9 protein-coding genes are annotated in these 17,172 nt (G+C 67.5%); 3 read left to right on the top strand and 6 right to left on the bottom strand.

All coding sequences use genetic code 11. From position 1 onward, the window contains the following. Window positions 1-109 precede the first annotated feature (109 nt). Window positions 110-2,368 carry an NADP-dependent malic enzyme gene (locus ACFE77_RS05220; protein WP_375420568.1) on the bottom strand — a complete coding sequence of 753 codons (2,259 nt, stop codon included), beginning with the start codon at window positions 2,366-2,368 and terminating at the stop codon, window positions 110-112. A gap of 268 nt (window positions 2,369-2,636) precedes the next feature. On the opposite strand from ACFE77_RS05220, the gene mutS reads away from it, so the two are divergent. Then, a complete protein-coding gene (gene mutS / locus ACFE77_RS05215) occupies window positions 2,637-5,225 on the top strand; it encodes a DNA mismatch repair protein MutS (protein ID WP_375420624.1) in 2,589 nt (862 codons plus the stop codon). A 5-nt stretch (window positions 5,226-5,230) separates the two neighbouring features. On the opposite strand, the gene ACFE77_RS05210 is transcribed toward mutS, so the two are convergent. Beyond that, window positions 5,231-5,866, bottom strand: a complete 636-nt coding sequence (locus ACFE77_RS05210; RefSeq protein ID WP_375420567.1) for a peptidylprolyl isomerase — start codon at window positions 5,864-5,866, stop codon at window positions 5,231-5,233. Between the two features lie 74 nt (window positions 5,867-5,940). Here ACFE77_RS05210 and ACFE77_RS05205 point away from each other — a divergent pair, with 74 nt between their 5' ends. Next, window positions 5,941-8,685: a [protein-PII] uridylyltransferase gene (locus tag ACFE77_RS05205; RefSeq protein ID WP_375420566.1), complete on the top strand. Its 2,745-nt coding sequence runs from the start codon at window positions 5,941-5,943 to the stop codon at window positions 8,683-8,685. Between the two features lie 144 nt (window positions 8,686-8,829). Here ACFE77_RS05205 and ACFE77_RS05200 read toward each other — a convergent pair whose 3' ends face one another. The 4 genes from ACFE77_RS05200 to ACFE77_RS05185 form a co-directional block, all read right to left on the bottom strand. Continuing rightward, window positions 8,830-11,733 carry a TonB-dependent receptor gene (locus ACFE77_RS05200; RefSeq protein WP_375420565.1) on the bottom strand — a complete coding sequence of 968 codons (2,904 nt, stop codon included), beginning with the start codon at window positions 11,731-11,733 and terminating at the stop codon, window positions 8,830-8,832. 214 nt (window positions 11,734-11,947) lie between these two features. Then, entirely contained in the window at window positions 11,948-12,478 is a 531-nt protein-coding gene (gene infC / locus ACFE77_RS05195) for a translation initiation factor IF-3 (RefSeq protein WP_375420564.1), read from the bottom strand. An 89-nt stretch (window positions 12,479-12,567) separates the two neighbouring features. Then, the gene (thrS, locus tag ACFE77_RS05190; RefSeq protein ID WP_375420563.1) at window positions 12,568-14,571 is read right to left on the bottom strand and encodes a threonine--tRNA ligase; all 2,004 of its coding nucleotides are present in this window, start codon (window positions 14,569-14,571) and stop codon (window positions 12,568-12,570) included. 236 nt (window positions 14,572-14,807) lie between these two features. Then, entirely contained in the window at window positions 14,808-15,623 is an 816-nt protein-coding gene (locus ACFE77_RS05185) for an LD-carboxypeptidase (RefSeq protein WP_375420562.1), read from the bottom strand. 66 nt (window positions 15,624-15,689) lie between these two features. Between ACFE77_RS05185 and ACFE77_RS05180 the strand changes: the two genes are divergently transcribed. Continuing rightward, on the top strand, window positions 15,690-17,132 hold the full coding sequence (locus ACFE77_RS05180) for a Mur ligase family protein (RefSeq protein WP_375420561.1): 1,443 nt from the start codon (window positions 15,690-15,692) through the stop codon (window positions 17,130-17,132). Window positions 17,133-17,172: the final 40 nt, after the last annotated feature.

The following is a 17,172-nucleotide window of genomic DNA, read 5'->3' as shown; positions in this document are numbered from 1 at the left end:
AGAGGATGCCTGAAAGGCACAGTCGTTGTGCACCGCAGCACACTCGTGAGCAACTGCAAAAAATAGTCGGACAAGTGCGCTTTCTGCAATCGTGTGGTGAATCGACCGTTTACCGTGCGATCCCGCCCGCCGCGAGGACCGCGAGCGTCACCAGCTCGCTGGCGGTGCTCGTCATCGGCGCGATCTGCACGGGCTTCTCCATCCCGATCAGCATCGGCCCGATCATGTCGTCGCCGCCCAACTCGCGCAGCAGCTTCGCTGAGATATTGGCGCTCTGCAGCCCCGGCATGATCAGCACGTTGGCCGGGCCGGAGAGCCGCGCGAACGGGTAGTTGGCGAGCTGCTTGGGGTTCAGCGCCACGTCGGGCGCCATGTCGCCCTCGTATTCGAAGCCGACCTGCCGGCCGTCGAGCACGTGGACCGCTTCGCGGATGTTATCCAGCCACTGCCCCTCGGGATTGCCGAAGGTCGAATAGCTGAGGAACGCGACCCGTGGCTCGTGGCCCATCCGCCGCGCGACCTGTGCGGTCTGCTCGGCGATGTCGGCGAGTTCCTCGGGCGACGGCCGCTCGTTCACCGTGGTGTCGGCGATGAACACGGTGTGGCTCTGCCCGACCAGGATGTGGATGCCGAACGGCGTGCGGCCCTTCTCCGGATCGATCACCCGCTTCACCTCGCGCATCGTGTGCGCCCAGGTGCGGGTAATGCCGGTGATCATCGCATCCGCCTCGCCGAGCTGGAGCAGCACCGCGCCGAAGATGTTGCGGTCCTGGTTGATCATCCGCTCGACATCGCGGCGCAGATAACCGCGGCGCTGCAGCCGTGCGTAGAGGAAGTCGACCATCCGCGGCACCAGCGTCGAGGTGCGGCTGTTGTGGACCTCGTACTCGCTCGGATCGGCGATCCCGAGCGCCGCCAGCCGATCGTGCACGTCGTCGCGCCCGACCAAAACCGGAACGCCGTAGCCGCCCTCCTTGAACGCGATCGCGGCACGCAGCACGACCTCCTCCTCGCCTTCCGCGAACAGCACGCGCTTGGGATGCGCGCGGGCGCCTTCATAGGCGAGCGTCAGCACCGAGGTGGTCGGGTTCAGCCGCGCGCGCAGCGTCTGGCGGTACGCGTCCATGTCGAGGATCGGCTTGGTCGCGACCCCCGAATTCATCGCCGCCATCGCGACCGCGGCGGGAACGACCTCCATCAGCCGCGGGTCGAACGGCGCCGGGATGATGTAGGTCGGGCCGAAGCTGTGGCTGACCCCGTAAGCGGCGGCGACTTCCTCCGGCACGCGCTGGCGGGCGAGGTCCGCGATCGCATGCGCCGCCGCGATCTTCATCGCATCATTGATCCCCGTCGCGCGCACGTCGAGCGCACCGCGGAAGATGAACGGGAAGCCGAGCACGTTGTTGACCTGGTTCGGGTAATCCGACCGCCCGGTGGCGACGATCGCGTCGGGGCGCGCGGCCATCGCCAGTTCGGGGCGGATCTCCGGCTCCGGATTGGCCATCGCGAAGATGATCGGCGCCTTGGCCATGTCCTTCACCATCTCGGGCTGGAGCGCCCCCGCGGCTGACAGGCCGAGGAACACGTCCGCTCCCTTCAGCGCGTCGGTCAGCGTCCGCGCCTCGGTGATCGCGGCGTGCGCCGACTGCCACTGGTTCACGTCGTCGCGGCCCTGGTAGATCACGCCGGTCCGGTCGCACATGATGACGTTGTCGCTACGAACGCCCATCGCCTTCATCAATTCGGTGCACGCGATCGCCGCCGCGCCCGCACCGTTGACGACCATCCTGATCTCGTCGAGCCGCCGGCCGGTCAGCAGGCAGGCGTTGATCAGCCCCGCCGCGCAGATGATCGCGGTGCCATGCTGGTCATCGTGGAAGACCGGGATGTTCATCCGTTCGCGCAGCGTCTGTTCGATGATGAAGCATTCGGGCGCCTTGATGTCCTCGAGGTTGATGCCCCCGAAGGTCGGCTCCATCAGCTCGACCGCGTCGATGAAGCGATCGACGTCCTCGGTCTTCAGCTCGATGTCGATCGCGTCGACATCGGCGAAGCGCTTGAACAGCACCGCCTTGCCTTCCATCACCGGCTTCGACGCCAGCGCGCCGAGATTGCCCATGCCCAGGATCGCGGTCCCGTTCGAGATCACCGCGACGAGGTTGCCCTTGGCGGTATAGTCGTAGGCGGTGGCGGGATCGTTGGCGATCGCCTGCACCGGCACCGCGACGCCCGGCGAATAGGCGAGCGCCAGATCGCGCTGGGTCGCCATCGGTTTGGACGCGACGATCTCGATTTTGCCCGGCCGACCCTCCGAATGGAACAGCAGCGCCTCGCGCTCGGAAAACTGGAGGGAGGTTTCGTCGGACATCGGCGGGCCTTTCGGGATCTATGACGGTCTTTACGGACGCGGTTCGGGTTCGTCACCCCGACTTGTTCTCCGACATAAGAACGTGAGCGGCTCGGCTGTCCTACAACCGCTCGATCTGCCAACCGCGCGAAGGGGTGGTCATCATATCCGCCCATCATCCTCACGCACGCGTGTGAGTGCGACTCTTGTGACTCTTGGAGGCCAGGTTGTTCCTCATCCTCGAATACGTTGCTAGGCGGCACGCGTGACCGATCCCGCCCCGACCCCGATGATGACGCAGTATCTCGCGCTGAAGGCGGAGGCGGCGGATTGCCTGTTGTTCTACCGGATGGGCGATTTCTTCGAGCTGTTCTTCGACGATGCGAAGGTAGCCGCGGCGGTCCTCGACATCGCGCTCACCGCACGCGGCGCGCATGACGGGGCCCCAATCCCGATGTGCGGCGTGCCCGTGCATGCCGCGACCGCCTATCTGCAGCGGCTGATCAAGGCCGGTCACCGCGTCGCCATCGCCGAGCAGACCGAGACCCCCGCCCAGGCCAAGGCGCGCGGCGGATCTAAGGCGCTGGTCGCGCGCGGCATCGTCCGGGTCGTGACCGCGGGCACGCTGACCGAGGAGGCACTGCTCGACGCGCGCTGCGACAATTGGTGCGCGGCGGTCGGCGAGGCGGCGGGCGGCGTGGCGATCGCGGCGGCCGATGTCTCGACCGGGCGTTTCGTCGTGATCGACGTGACGGCCAACGCGCTCGACGCCGAACTGGCGAGGCTTGGGGCGGCGGAGGTGATCGCCGCCGACGGCGACGGCGTGCCGCACGCCGCGACGACGTTGCGCCCGCGCGCGGATTTCGACAGCGGCACCGGCGAAGCGCGGCTGAAGCGGCTGTTCGGGGTCGCGACGCTCGACGGCTTCGGCGCTTTCTCGCGCGCGGGGCTTGCCGCCGCGGGCGGGCTGGTCGCCTATCTCGATCATACCGCCAAGGGCGCGCTGCCGTTCCTGCGCCCGCCCACGCTGTCGCGCGCAAGCGAGACGATGGCGATTGATGCCGCGACTCGCGAGAGCCTGGAACTGGTCCAGACCGCGGGCGGGCAGCGCAAGGGATCGCTGCTCGACGCGGTCGACCGGACCGTCACCGGCGCCGGCGCGCGGATGCTGGCCAGCGATCTCGGTGCGCCGTTGATGAACAAGGCCGCGATCGACGCGCGGCTCGATCTGGTCGGCTTCATCCACGACGATCCGGCCCTGCGCGAGGCGCTGCGCGCGACGTTGCGCGCGCTCCCCGATCTTGGTCGTGCGCTCGGCCGGCTGGTGGCTGGGCGCGGCGGGCCACGCGATCTGGGGCAGCTGCGCGACGGGCTCGACGGGGCCTGGCTGCTCGGCGAACGGCTGGGCGGGATCGTCGCGCCCCCTGCCCTGCTCGCGCACCTCGCGCCGGCGTTGCAGGGACATGGCGCGCTGATCGACCTGCTCAAGCGCGCGCTGGTCGCCGCGCCGCCGATCGACGCGAGCGACGGCGGCTATATCGCGCCCGGCTACGACATCGCGCTCGACGATCTGCGCGATGCCGGCGCCGGCGGCCGCCGCGCGATCGCGACGCTGGAGGCAGAGCTGAAGGCGCAGACCGGCACGCCGTCGCTCAAGATCCGCCACAACAACGTGCTCGGCTATCATGTCGAGGTGCCCGCCCGCGCCGCCGACCCGCTGATGCGCGCGGACAGCGGCTTCACCCACCGCCAGACGCTCGCCGGCGTGGTGCGCTTCAACACCCCCGCGCTGCACGAGGTCGCGGCGCGCGTTTCGCAGGCCGGCGCGCACGCGCTGGCGGCGGAGGCCGCGCATCTCGAGGAACTCACCGCCACCGCGCTTAGCGTACGCGATGCGATCGCCGCGACCGCGGATGCGCTCGCCCGGCTCGACGTTGCCGCGGCACTCGCCGAACGCGCGGCGGAGGGCGCGTGGAGCCGCCCCAAGCTGGTCGACCATGCCTGTTTCGAGATCGAGGGCGGACGGCATCCGGTCGTCGAGGCCGCGGTCGCGCGCGGCGGCGGGCGCTTCGTCGCCAACGATTGCTCGCTGTCGGAACGCTCGCGATTGTGGCTGGTCACCGGTCCCAACATGGGCGGCAAATCGACCTTCCTCCGCCAGAACGCGCTGATCGCGGTGCTGGCGCAGGCGGGCAGCTTCGTGCCCGCGACCAGCGCGACGCTGGGGCTGGTCGACCGCCTGTTCAGCCGAGTCGGCGCGTCGGACAATCTCGCGCGCGGGCGTTCCACCTTCATGGTCGAGATGGTCGAGACTGCGGCGATCCTGGCGCAGGCGACCCCGCGCAGCTTCGTGATCCTCGACGAGGTCGGACGCGGCACGTCGACCTATGACGGGCTCGCGATCGCCTGGGCGGTGGTCGAGGCGATCCACGAGGACAATCGCTGCCGCTGCCTGTTCGCGACCCATTATCACGAGTTGACACGGCTCGCCGAACGCTGCGACGCCCTGACGCTCCACCATGTCCGCGCGCGCGAGTGGAAGGGCGAACTGGTGCTGCTGCACGAGCTTGCCGAGGGACCCGCCGATCGCAGCTACGGGCTGGCGGTCGCCCGGCTGGCGGGGATGCCACCGGCGACGGTCGCGCGCGCCAAGTCGGTGCTCGCGAAGCTCGAGGCGGGACGCGCGAAGACCGGCGGGCTCGCGGCCGGACTAGACGACCTGCCGCTGTTCGCCGCGGCATTGGAAGCGCAGGAGGAGCAGTGCGACGCGATCAGGGCGGAGGTCGAGGCGCTCGATATCGATGCGCTCACCCCCCGCGACGCACTCGACACGCTCTACCGGCTGAAGGCGCTGGCGCGGGAGAGCGGCGCCTCGTGAGCCGGTTACTTCTTGGTCTTTACCAGCCACGGCTTGACCAGACCGGTGGGCTTGGCAGCGCCGTCGAGCCGGGTCGCGCTGATGATCTTGACCTCGCGGAGCAGCATCTGCCCGCCGAACCCACCGCCGGTCGGCTGCGCGAGGATGCGTTTGATCACCGGCATGCCCGACACGACATGGCCGAATGCCGCATAGCCGGGATGCTCGGCGCTCGCGTCCATGCTCGGCATCGCGCCGACGGTAATGAAGAAATTGCCGCCCGCCGACCCTGCCTCCGCCCGCCGCGCCATCGAGATCGTGCCGTCGAGATGCTTAATCCCGGTCATCGCGGTGGTTTCGAGCGGGAACGGCGGCAGGATGCGCCGTGCATCGGTGCGGATGCCGCCCTGGACGAAGCCCAGATGCGGCGCGCGGCGGCTGCGCGCGGCACGGTAGAAGGTGATGCCGTCGAAGCGATGGTCATCGACATAGGCGAGGAAGTTCGCACTGGTCTTCGGCGCGCGCCGCGTCTCGAGCGCGAGGACGATCGGACCGTAGCTGGTGGCGAGCTTGACGCGGACCAGCCGCGGCGCGGGCTTGGCGATCGCGGGCAGCGGCGCGATCAGCAGCATCGCGGCGACGAGGCGGAGGGCGGACGACATCGGCGTCGCGCTAGAGCCGCCGCCGGGCCGACGCAAGGCTGTCGCCGATCTCCCGCCGACGCTATGGCCGCATGATGTCGCACCGTTTCGATCACCTGCCTAACCGCCGCGCGATCATCGATCGGCGCGCGCTCGCCGACACGATCGCTGGGATCGACGGCACCGCGGCGGCGCTACGCCGTGCCGTCACCGCCGAACTGAAGGCGGCGCTCACCGCCGGGCGCGAAGAGATCGATCGGCGGCTGTGCACGCATCCCTCGCGCGGGCTCGAGGCGGCGAACGCGCAAGCCTATCTGGTCGACCAGATCCTGCGCGTTCTGTTCGCCTTTACCGTGGAACGCCTCCATCCGGTCAGCAATCCGACCACGTCCGAACGGCTGACGCTGATCGCGGTCGGCGGCTATGGCCGCGGCGAGATGGCGCCCTTCTCGGATGTCGACATCGGCTTCCTGACCCCGTCTAAGCAGCCCCCCTGGGCCGAGCAGGTCATCGAATCGATGCTCTACGCGCTATGGGACCTGGGGCTGAAAATCGGCCATTCTAGCCGCTCCCTCGACGAGATGGTCCGCCAGGCCAAGGGCGACACGACGGTGCGGACCGCGCTGCTCGAGGCGCGCTTCGTCTGCGGCGATACCGAGCTGTACGAAGAGGCGGCGCTCCGCTTCAAGAGCGAGGTGCAGCGCGGCACCGAACGCCAGTTCATCGCCGACAAGCTCGCCGAACGCGACGTCCGCCACCGCAAGATGGGCGACACCCGCTATGTGGTCGAACCCAACGTCAAGGAGGGCAAGGGCGGCCTGCGCGATCTCCACGCGCTGTTTTGGATCGGCAAGTATATCTACGATGTCCAGCGCGCCGCCGACCTGGTCGAGGTCGGTCTGTTCACCAAGGCCGAATACCGCCAATTCCACCGCGCCGATAACTGGCTCCAGGCGGTGCGCTGCCACCTTCACACCATCACCAAGCGCCCCGAGGACCGGCTGACCTTCGACGTCCAGCGCGAGATTGCGGAGCGGATGCGGTTCTCCGACCGGCCCGGCAAGTCGGCGGTCGAGCGCTTCATGCAATATTACTTCCTCCAGGCGAAGGCGGTGGGCGACCTCACCGGCGTCTTCCTCGCGCATCTCGACGAGCAGTTCGCCGCCCGCGGTCGCCGGTTCGGGCTGCCGAGCCTGCGGCGCCGGCCGGGCAAGCTCAACGGCTTCGTACTCGATCGCGGGCGGCTGGCACTCCCCGACGAGGGCTTTTTCGCCGCCGATCCGGTGCGGCTGATCGAGATGTTCCAGCTCGCCGATCTCCACGCGCTGGAGATCCACCCGCTGGCGATGCGCGCCGCGGCCCGCGATGCGAAGCTGATCGACGACTATCGCGCCGATCCGCGCGCCAACGCCGCGTTCCTCGACGTGCTCGCCTCGCCGCGCGACCCCGAGCTGGTACTGCGCTGGATGAACGAGGCGGGCGTGTTCGGCCGTTTCGTGCCCGATTTCGGCCGCGTCGTCGCGCAGATGCAGTTCGACATGTACCACCACTATACCGTCGACGAACACACCATCCGCGCGATCGGGCTGCTGTCGAAGATCGAGCGCGGGACGCTGCGCGAGGATCACCCGCTCGGCACCGCGGTGATCCACCAGATCGTGTCGCGCCGCGCCTTGTTCGTCGCCGTGCTCCTCCACGACATCGCCAAGGGTCGCGGCGGCGATCATTCGATCCTCGGCGCCGCGGTGGCGGAGCGGCTATGCCCGCGCTTCGGCCTGTCCGCGGCCGAGACCGAGACGGTGGCGTGGCTGGTCCGCTATCACCTGCTGATGTCCGCGACCGCGTTCAAGCGCGACCTGTCGGACTTCAAGACCATTCTCGATTTCTGCGACACGGTGCAGAGCCCCGAGCGGTTGCGGCTGTTGCTGGTGCTGACGATCGTCGACATCCGCGCGGTCGGGCCGGGCACGTGGAACGGCTGGAAGCGGCAATTGCTCGCCGACCTGTACGAGGCATCGGAGGAGGTTCTGCGGCTCGGCCACAAGCAGAAGGGGCGCAACGAACGGATCGAGGCGCGGCAGGCTACGTTGCGGCACGCATTGGCGTGGGACGATGCGCGCTTCGACCGCTTCGTGCGCCGCTTCCCCGAAGCCTATTGGATCGCCGAGCCCGACGATGTCCTGCTGCACAACGCGCGCTTCATCGCGGATGCCGGCGACGTCCAGCTCGCGATCGACGCGCAGATCTATCCCGGGCGCGGCGCGACCTTGGTGACGATCTACGCCGCGGATCATCCGGGGCTGTTCTACCGTATCGCCGGCGCGATCCACGTCGCCGGCGGCAACATCATCGACGCGCGGATCCACACCACCCGCGACGGCATGGCGATCGACAATTTCCTGGTGCAGGATCCGTTCGGCCGCCCGTTTGACGACCAGCAGCAGTTGCGACGGCTGCGCACCGCGATCGAGGATGCGCTCGCCAACCGCGGCAAGCTCGCCGACCGGCTGGTCGCCAAGCCCGCAGCCCGGACCCGCGCCGACGCCTTCGAGATAGCGCCCAACGTGCTGATCGACAACCGCGCCTCGAACCGCTTCACCGTCGTCGAGGTCAACGCCCGCGACCGCCCCGCCCTGCTCAACCAACTCGCCAACGCGCTGTTTCAGTCGAAGGTTACGCTCCATTCCGCCCACGTCGCGACGTACGGCGAGCGCGCGGTCGACACCTTCTACGTCACCGACCTGACGGGCGATCGGATTACGAACACAGGACGGCTGAAGACGCTCGAGAAGCGCCTGCTGGCAGCGGCCGCGGGCGAGGAACTAGACTTGGCGGCCTGAGCAAATCCTCCCCGGCACGGGGAGGGGGACCGCTCGGCGATAGCCGAGTGGTGGAGGGGGATCTCCGCAAGCGTGTCGCGTGAGGCGGCCCCCCTCCACCAGCCAAAGGCTGGTCCCCCTCCCCGTGCCGGGGAGGAGTTTGGATCAGAACCGGCTGCGCAGCGTCACGCCGTAGGTGCGCGGTTCGGCGAGGAATGCCGAGTACAGCGCGTTACCGGTGCCGCCAAAGGCAGCCACGTTGGCGCGCGAACCGGCGCCCTGGAACGGGGTGTTGAACGCGACCTGGATATAGTCCTTGTTGAACACGTTCTGCGCCCAAAGCTCGACCGCCCAGGCCTGGTTGTTGCCGCGCAGACCGATGCGGGCATTGACCAGCGCGAAGCCATCCTGTGCCTTCTCCGGCGCCAGATCCGACCCGGTGTTATAGTCGGAGGTCAACCGGCTATCGACATAGACCAAACCAGACAGGCCGCTCGACCCGATGTCCGGTGTCCAGGAGAACGACGTCGTGACGACGTTCTTCGGCGCGTTGGACAGCTGGCTACCCGGCAGCAGGAACAGTGCGGGGTCGAGCGCCTCGCCCTGCGAGTTGCCGACTAGGTTGCGACGGAAATGGGTGTCCGAATAGGTGTAGCCTGCGCTGAACGACACCGACCGCACCGGGGTCAGCGTCGCTTCGAGCTCGACGCCCTGCGAGATCACGCCACGCTTGTTCGCGTCGCCGACGCAGGTCCCGGTGGTGCCGAGGTTGTCGGTGTCGGCACCGTTCAGGTCGTTCTTACATGCCTGGATATTCTGCACCACGAACACCGAACCGTTGAAGGTGTTCAGCTGGAAGTCCTGGAACTCGGCCCGGAACGCGGCGACGTTCAGGGTCAGGCCGCGGGTGTTGAACTTCGCGCCCACTTCGTAGCTGTTGACCTTCTCCGCGTCGAAGCGAAGGCCGGGAGCGTCCGCGTTGGTACGCGGGCTGAACACGCCCGCCGGGCCGCCCAGATCGGAACGATCGAGGTTGTAGCCACCCGCCTTGTAGCCCTTCGCGAACGACGCGTAAGTCAACAGCTTCGGGGTCGGCTTCCACGACAGCACCGCGGTGCCGGTGACTTCGCTATCGTTGAAGCCGTCGGTGAGATTCAGCGCGTTGAGTGTCGAGGACGAGTTGCCCGTGCAGGTCAGCGTGATGATGCCGCCGATGAAGGTCCGCGCCGCCGCGGGGACCGCCGCGTTGGTGACGAGCGGCGACAGCGCCGCTTGCTGCGCCGGACAGACGGTGTTGTTGTTGTTGAAGTTGGCGCGGAAATCCTTCTTCTCGTGCGTGTAGCGCGCACCCAGCGTCAGCGACAGCGTGTCGGTGAACTTCAGGATGTTGTGCGTGAAGAAGGCGTAGTTCTCGCTGTCCTGGCGATAGATGGAACGCTGATCGCCGAGGTTGTTGAGCGTCGACAGACGGTCGAGGCCGGCCAGCACCGCCGGTGCAAGCGCGCCGAAGCCGGCGCCCAGCGCCTGGCGAGCATTCGCACCACCCAACGCCGCCTGCGGCGTGGTGCCGAGACAACCGGGATTGGCCTGGTTCTGCAGCAGCGGCAGCGGGTTCGCCGTAGCGACCAGGCGACATGCGGCGAATGCGCCGTAGTTCGCGCCGAACACGACGTTGTCGACCAGCTTCAGCTTCTCGTTCGAATAGAAGCCGCCGACCAGCCAGTCGAGCTTGTCGTTGAACAGCGAACCTTGGAGGCGGAGCTCCTGGGTGAAGGTCTTGAACTGACGATAGGCGTTGCCGTCGGATGCGCGGTGGGTGAGATCGACATTGGTGTAGTCGACGTCGCCCGCGTTGCCCGACTTATACTCGCGGTAAGCGGTGATCGAGGTGAGCGTCGCGGCGCCGAGGTTCCAGTCGAGCTGGCCCGACCCGCCGTAATCCTTGGTCTTGTTGCGGAACGTCTGCCCGGGCGTCACCGCGATGTCGCGGCTGAACGGATTCGGGGTCACGCCGGCCTGCGGGAAGACCGCGCCCTGGCGGCGCAGGATGTCGACGATGCGGTTGGACGTCGCATAGGCCACCGCGCCGTCGGTGTTGACGAGGCTGCCGTTCGCCTGAGCGGGGTTGGCGGTCGGGTCGAAGGTCTCGGCCTGGCCGTAATAGACGGCGCCGCAGCAGCTTTCGTTGCGCCGGCTGAAATCGCCGATCAGGCGGAAGCTGATGTCGTCGGTCGGCTTGAACAGCAACTGGCCGCGGACGAAGTAGCGGTTGCGGTCATTGACCTTGCCCTCGCTGCCGCCGCCCTGGGTGACGTTGTCGTAGAAGCCGTCGCGCTTCACGTAGACGCCGTCGACGCGGAAGGCGAGGCTATCGCCCATCAGCGGGCCGGTGATGCCACCGGCGAAGCGGTACTGGTCGTAATTACCATAGGTGGCTTCGCCGTTGCCGTGCCAGTTGAACTCGGGCGAGCGGGTGATGATGTTGATGAGGCCGGCCGACGCGTTGCGGCCGAACAGCGTGCCCTGCGGGCCGCGGAGCACTTCGACCCGGTCGATCTCGCCGAGTTCGTTGAGACCGACGCCGGTGCGGCTGCGATAGACGCCGTCGATGAACACCGCGACCGAGCTTTCCAGGCCGGGATTGTCGCCGACGGTGCCGATGCCGCGAATACGGGCCGAGGCGTTCGATTCATTGCCGGTCGAGGAGATCAGGAGCGACGGGGCGAGCTGGTTGAGCGAGCGGATGTCGCTACCGCCCGAATTCTGCAGCGCTTCCTGGCCAACCGCCGAGACGGCGATCGGCACGTTCGACAGACGCTCTGAACGGCGGGTCGCGGTGATGACGATGTCGCCGGCGTTGGTCTGCTCCGCGACCGCGGCCTCTTCGCTGGCCGCCTGCGTGGTATCCGCGTCCGTCGCGGCATTGGTCTGGCCGGCAACCGAGGCGTTCGACGTAGCCTGCGACGGCGTCGCCTGCGCTTCCGGCGTGGTCGTGGCCTGCTGCGCCATGGCAGGGGCGACGAGCGCAACGGTGGCAGCCGCGGACAACAGATAGGCGGTCATACGCATCGGCATTCTCTCCTGAACAAACCAAATTCGAATGTGTGGTTTGATCCGGCGGTAGAGAGCCGCAGGTGTAAACGTCTACGAAATTTCGCAGAGAAGATCGTTTTTCAAAGAACGGTGTCGCAGATGGGCCACACCGCGAGTGCCCGATCGGCGGGCTCGGCGCCGTCCGCCGTTACGTAAATGGTGGACGGGCCAATGGCCCGTCCCGGTCGCGTCACTTGGGCGCGAGCACCATCAACATCTGACGGCCTTCCATACGCGGGTATGCTTCGATCTTCGCGATCTCCGCGACATCGTCCTGAACCCGCTTGAGCAGGTTCATGCCGAGCTGGCCGTGGCTCAGCTCGCGGCCGCGAAACCGCAGTGTGATCTTGACCTTGTCGCCCTCGCCGATGAAGTCGTTCACCTTCTTCATCTTGGTGTCGTAGTCGTGGTCGTCGATATTCGGACGCATCTTGATCTCCTTGATCTCCTGCGTCTTTTGCGACTTGCGGGCGAGATTCGCCTTCTTCTGCGCCTCGTACTTGAACTTGCCGACGTCGAGGAACTTCGCGACCGGCGGATCCGCGTTGGGCGAGACTTCGACCAGGTCGAGACCCAGTTCGGCCGCCTGCTCCATCGCTTCGCGGGTGTACATCACGCCGAGATTTTCACCCTCATGGTCGATCACGCGAACCTTCGGGCTCTGGATCCACTCGTTGAAGCGAGGGCCGTTCATCGGCGGCGCCTGGTTGGGCCGGCGCATCGTGGGAGGACGTATGGGTAGACTCCTGTCGTCGTTATCGGGTCGATCTCCGCCGCATCATAGCGCAAAGCGAGCGCGGCGGGAACCGATCACATATCGGGAGCGCGTGCCTCGTCCACAAGCGCTGCGATCGCGTCGGCAAGCGGCACGATTTCCTGCGCCTGGCTGCCGAGCCGGCGGATCGCGACCTTGCCCTCCTCCGCCTCGCGCTTGCCGACGACCAGCAGCACCGGGACCTTGGCCAGGCTGTGCTCGCGCACCTTGTAGTTGATCTTCTCGTTGCGCAGGTCGGTCTCCACCCGGATGCCGGCGCGGCGAAGCTGATCGGAGACCTCGGTGGCATAGTCGTCGGCGTCGGAGACGATCGTTGCGACCACCGCCTGGACCGGCGCCAGCCATAGCGGGAAGCGTCCCGCATGATGCTCGATCAGAATGCCGATGAAGCGTTCGAAGCTGCCGAGGATCGCGCGATGGAGCATGATCGGGCGGTGGCGTTCGCCGTCCTCGCCGACATAGCTCGCGTCGAGTCGCTCGGGCAGCACGGTGTCGGTCTGGATCGTCCCGACCTGCCACGTCCGGCCGATCGCGTCGGTGAGGTGGAATTCGAGCTTCGGCGCGTAGAAGGCCCCCTCGCCCGGCAGTTCCTCCCAGCCATATTCCGGCGCATCGCGTCCCGCCGCCCTCACCGCGTCACGCAGCGACTGTTCGGACCAGTCCCACATTTCCTCCGACCCGAAGCGCTTCTCCGGGCGCAGCGCGAGCTTGATCGCGTAGCCTTCGAAGCCGAGGTCCTTGTAGACCACGTCGAGCAAGTCGCAGAAGATCCGCACCTCCTCGACGAGTTGGTCGGCGCGGCAGAAGATATGCGCGTCGTCCTGCGTGAACTGGCGCACGCGCATGATGCCGTGGAGCGCGCCGTGCGGCTCGTTGCGATGGCAGCAGCCGAACTCGGCCATCCGCAGCGGCAGGTCGCGATAGGATTTGATGCCCTGACGGAAGATCAGGACGTGGGCCGGGCAGTTCATCGGCTTCAGCGCCATCAGGTCGGCGGTGCCCGAAAAGATCGCGGCATCGTCGTCGCCGTTGGGGATCTCGTCGGGCACCACGAACATGTTCTCGCGGTACTTGCCCCAATGGCCGGACTGTTCCCATTGCCGAGCGTCCATCAGCTGCGGCGTCTTCACCTCGCGATAGCCGCCGGCATCGAGCCGCCGACGCATATACGCCTCCAGCTCGCGCCAAAGGATGTACCCCTTGGGGTGCCAGAACACCGATCCCTGCGCCTCGGACTGAAGGTGGAACAGGTCCATCTCCTGCCCGATCTTGCGGTGGTCGCGCTTGGCGGCTTCCTCGAGCCGAAAGAGGTGCTGGTCGAGCTGCTTCTTGTTGAGCCAGCCGGTGCCGTAGATCCGACTCAGCATCGCGTTCTTCTGGTCGCCGCGCCAATACGCCCCCGACACGCGCGTCAGCTTGAACGCCTGCGGATCGAGCTTGCCCGTCGACACCATGTGCGGGCCGCGGCACATGTCGAGCCACTCGCCTTGGCGGTAGATCGTCAGTTCCTCGCCTTCGGGGAGCTCGGCCGCCCATTCCGCCTTGAAGCGCTCGCCCTGCTCGGTCCACCGATCGATCAGCTGCTGGCGCGACCAGACCTCGCGCACGAACGGCTCGTTGCGGGCGATGATCGCGCGCATCTCGGCCTCGATCGCGGGCAGGTCCTCGTCGGTGAACGGCCGATCTTTCCCATCGATCTTGGGCGGCGCAAAATCATAATAGAAACCGTCGTCGGTAGCGGGACCGAAGGTGATCTCGGTGCCCGGGAACAGGTTCTGCACCGCCTCCGCCATCACATGCGCGAGATCGTGGCGGACGAGTTCGAGCGCGTCCTTCTCGTCCTTCGCGGTGACCAGCGCGAGATCGGTGTCGCCCTCGAACGGACGATTGAGATCGCGCACCTGTCCGTCGATCCGCGCGGCGAGCGCCGCCCTGGCAAGGCCCGGCCCGATCGCGGCGGCCACGTCCGCGGGGGTAGTCCCCGGCGCTACCTCGCGGACGGAACCGTCGGGCAGGGTAATGCGGAACATGGCGGACATGAGTGACTCGATCTTTCGTTCGGGAAGGCGAAACGCGGCTTATGCCGTCGCAAGCGGGGTAGAGGCAAGCCAATGCCACCGCGACCACGCGGCGGGCTGCCACCACCCCGGCGGAGGCCGGGGCCCAGTTGGGAAGGTCGCGGTGACGAAGCGCTGCCCTCGGCCAGCTTCGTCTCCCACCTGGGCCCCGGCCTCCGCCGGGGTGGTGGATAAATACGATCGTCGTGCAGACTCCCCTAAACCAACCCGAACGGCACCACATGGTTGGTCTGCGTATGCCCGATCTCCGCGCGGCCGAGATACGGCACCGCCATGTCGCGACACCAGCGTTCGATCATCACCTCGATCGGCTCGTTCCAGCCCGGTTCGTTGTCCTTCACCGCGGTCACCGCGCCGAGCCGCACGCCTGCGATCCCCTTCAGCTGCGTCGCGTCGGCCATGTTGAAGAGCAGCCGGTCGACATTGTACATCGGCTCCGACACTTCCTCGATCATCAGCACGTGATCGGCGAGGTCGGGCAGCCACGGCGTCCCGATCAGATTGCCGAGGATCGTGAGGTTGAACGCCGCCGCCGGCTGCCCTGCCAGCCCGGGTTCGATCCCCACGGTTTCGCGCCGTGCCATCCAACCGAGCGAGCGCGACACCGTGGCGTCGCCATCCTTGCGGTTGATGTCGACCGGCATCGGCCCATGCGCCGGCCGCCCGATGCCGCGCGCATAGAGCGCACCGAGCAGGAACCCCATGTCGGAATAGCCGACATAATCCTTGTGCCGCGCCGCCGGGCCGAGCTTCGGCATGACCTCCGCCAGCAGCCGGTTCGAGCCGTAACCCCCGCGCGCGAACCACACCGCCGCGAAACCGGGGTCGTTGGCGATCTCGAGGAACGCCGCCGCGCGGCGCGCATCGGGGCCCGCGAAATGCCCGTCGTTCTCGAAACATTGCGGGTGGAAGACGAGATCGACCTCGGGATAGGCGATTGCGGCGAAGGCGGTGATCGGCGCGACGACATCGGCATCGACCGTGTTGGCGGGGGCAACGATGCCGATCTTCATTGCCTAGCGCCCCTTCACCGCCGCCGACCTTGCCCGGCGGCGGGAAATTGCCGATAGCCCGCCGCGATGGACGGCGGCAACCTTTCGGGCAGATCCTGTTTCTTCGTCGGGATCGGCGGATCGGGGATGATGCCGCTGGCGATGATCCTGGCGGGCCGCGGCGCGCAAGTCGCAGGATCGGACCGCTCGCTCGATCAGGGTCGTGTGCCGACCAAATTCGACGATCTCGCGCGCCGCGGCGTGGCGCTGTTCCCGCAGGACGGCAGCGGGGTCGCCTCCCCCGATCAGTTGGTGATCGCGTCGGCGGCGGTCGAGCCGAGCGTGCCCGACATGGTCGCCGCGGCGCGGCTCGGCTGCGAACGCGCGACCCGTGCCGAGATGTTGAGCGCGCTGTTCAACGCCAGCGCGCTGCCGATCGGGATCGCGGGCACCTCCGGCAAATCGACCGTGACCGGCATGATCGGCTGGATCCTCCACGCCTGCGGGCGCGATCCGACGGTGATGAACGGCGCGGTGATGAAGAACTTCGCGAGCGCCGATGCGCCGTTCGCGAGCGCGCTGGTCGGCGATGGCGAGGCGTTCGTCAGCGAAGTAGACGAAAGCGACGGATCCATCGCCGCCTATCGGCCGCGGATCGCGGTGCTGAACAATGTCAGCCTCGATCACAAGGAGATGGCCGAGCTGCGCCGCCTGTTCGCGGGGTTCATCGCCGGCGCCGAAGCCGCGATCGTCAACATCGACAATGACGAGGCGGCCGCGCTCGCCGGCGCCCTGCCCGCGGTGCGGGTAGCGACCTTCGCGATCGATCGCGACGCCGATTTCGTCGCGCGCAACATCGTCGAGGCGCCGTTCTCGATATCCTTCGACCTGATCGTCGCGGGCGGTGCGCCGCGCCCGGTGACGCTCCAGGTCCCCGGTCGCCACAATGTCGCCAACGCGCTCGCGGCGATCGCGGCTTCGGTCGCGGCCGGTGTCGCGATCGACGATGCAGTCGCGGCGATCGCCGGCTTCGTTGGCCTGCGACGGCGTTTCGATCTGGTCGGTGCGGCTAACGGCGTCGCGGTGATCGACGATTTCGGACACAATCCCGACAAGATCGCCGCGACACTGGATACGCTACACGCGTTCCCCGGACGGCTGCTGATCCTGTTCCAGCCGCACGGCTATGGCCCGCTGAAGGTGATCGGCCGCGACCTCGTCGCGATGTTCGCGGATCGGATGGCGGCCGGCGACCTGCTCGTCCTGCCCGATCCGGTGTACCATGGCGGGACGGTCGCTCGCGAAGTGACCAGCGCCGACATCGTCGCGGGGATCGTCGCCGCCGGCCGCGACGCGCGGCACGTCGCCGCACGCGACGACGCGGCCGCGCTGCTCGTCCGCGAGGCGAAGGCGGGCGATCGGATCGTCATAATGGGCGCGCGCGACGACACGCTGAGCCTGCTCGCGGCGGACTTGGTCGCAGCGCTCGGTGGCGACCAGAACGGACAATCGTCTCAAGATCATGCTTAAGTATTCGTCGCGGTCTTGACGTCGACACCGGCTGTGCGCT

Origin of the sequence: uncultured Sphingomonas sp. (genome assembly GCF_964243315.1) — a bacterium.
Classification (GTDB): domain Bacteria; phylum Pseudomonadota; class Alphaproteobacteria; order Sphingomonadales; family Sphingomonadaceae; genus Sphingomonas.
This window is presented reverse-complemented; position numbering and strand designations above follow the sequence as displayed.

What these genes read in the sequence shown, in the direction of transcription:
- thrS (WP_375420563.1), bottom strand. Translation starts at nt 14,571, where the DNA reads ATGTCCGCCATGTTCCGCATTACCCTGCCCGACGGTTCCGTCCGCGAG.
- ACFE77_RS05180 (WP_375420561.1), top strand. Translation starts at nt 15,690, where the DNA reads ATGGACGGCGGCAACCTTTCGGGCAGATCCTGTTTCTTCGTCGGGATC.
- ACFE77_RS05220 (WP_375420568.1), bottom strand. Translation starts at nt 2,368, where the DNA reads ATGTCCGACGAAACCTCCCTCCAGTTTTCCGAGCGCGAGGCGCTGCTG.
- ACFE77_RS05205 (WP_375420566.1), top strand. Translation starts at nt 5,941, where the DNA reads ATGTCGCACCGTTTCGATCACCTGCCTAACCGCCGCGCGATCATCGAT.
- mutS (WP_375420624.1), top strand. Translation starts at nt 2,637, where the DNA reads ATGATGACGCAGTATCTCGCGCTGAAGGCGGAGGCGGCGGATTGCCTG.
- ACFE77_RS05185 (WP_375420562.1), bottom strand. Translation starts at nt 15,623, where the DNA reads ATGAAGATCGGCATCGTTGCCCCCGCCAACACGGTCGATGCCGATGTC.
- ACFE77_RS05210 (WP_375420567.1), bottom strand. Translation starts at nt 5,866, where the DNA reads ATGTCGTCCGCCCTCCGCCTCGTCGCCGCGATGCTGCTGATCGCGCCG.
- infC (WP_375420564.1), bottom strand. Translation starts at nt 12,478, where the DNA reads ATGCGCCGGCCCAACCAGGCGCCGCCGATGAACGGCCCTCGCTTCAAC.
- ACFE77_RS05200 (WP_375420565.1), bottom strand. Translation starts at nt 11,733, where the DNA reads ATGCGTATGACCGCCTATCTGTTGTCCGCGGCTGCCACCGTTGCGCTC.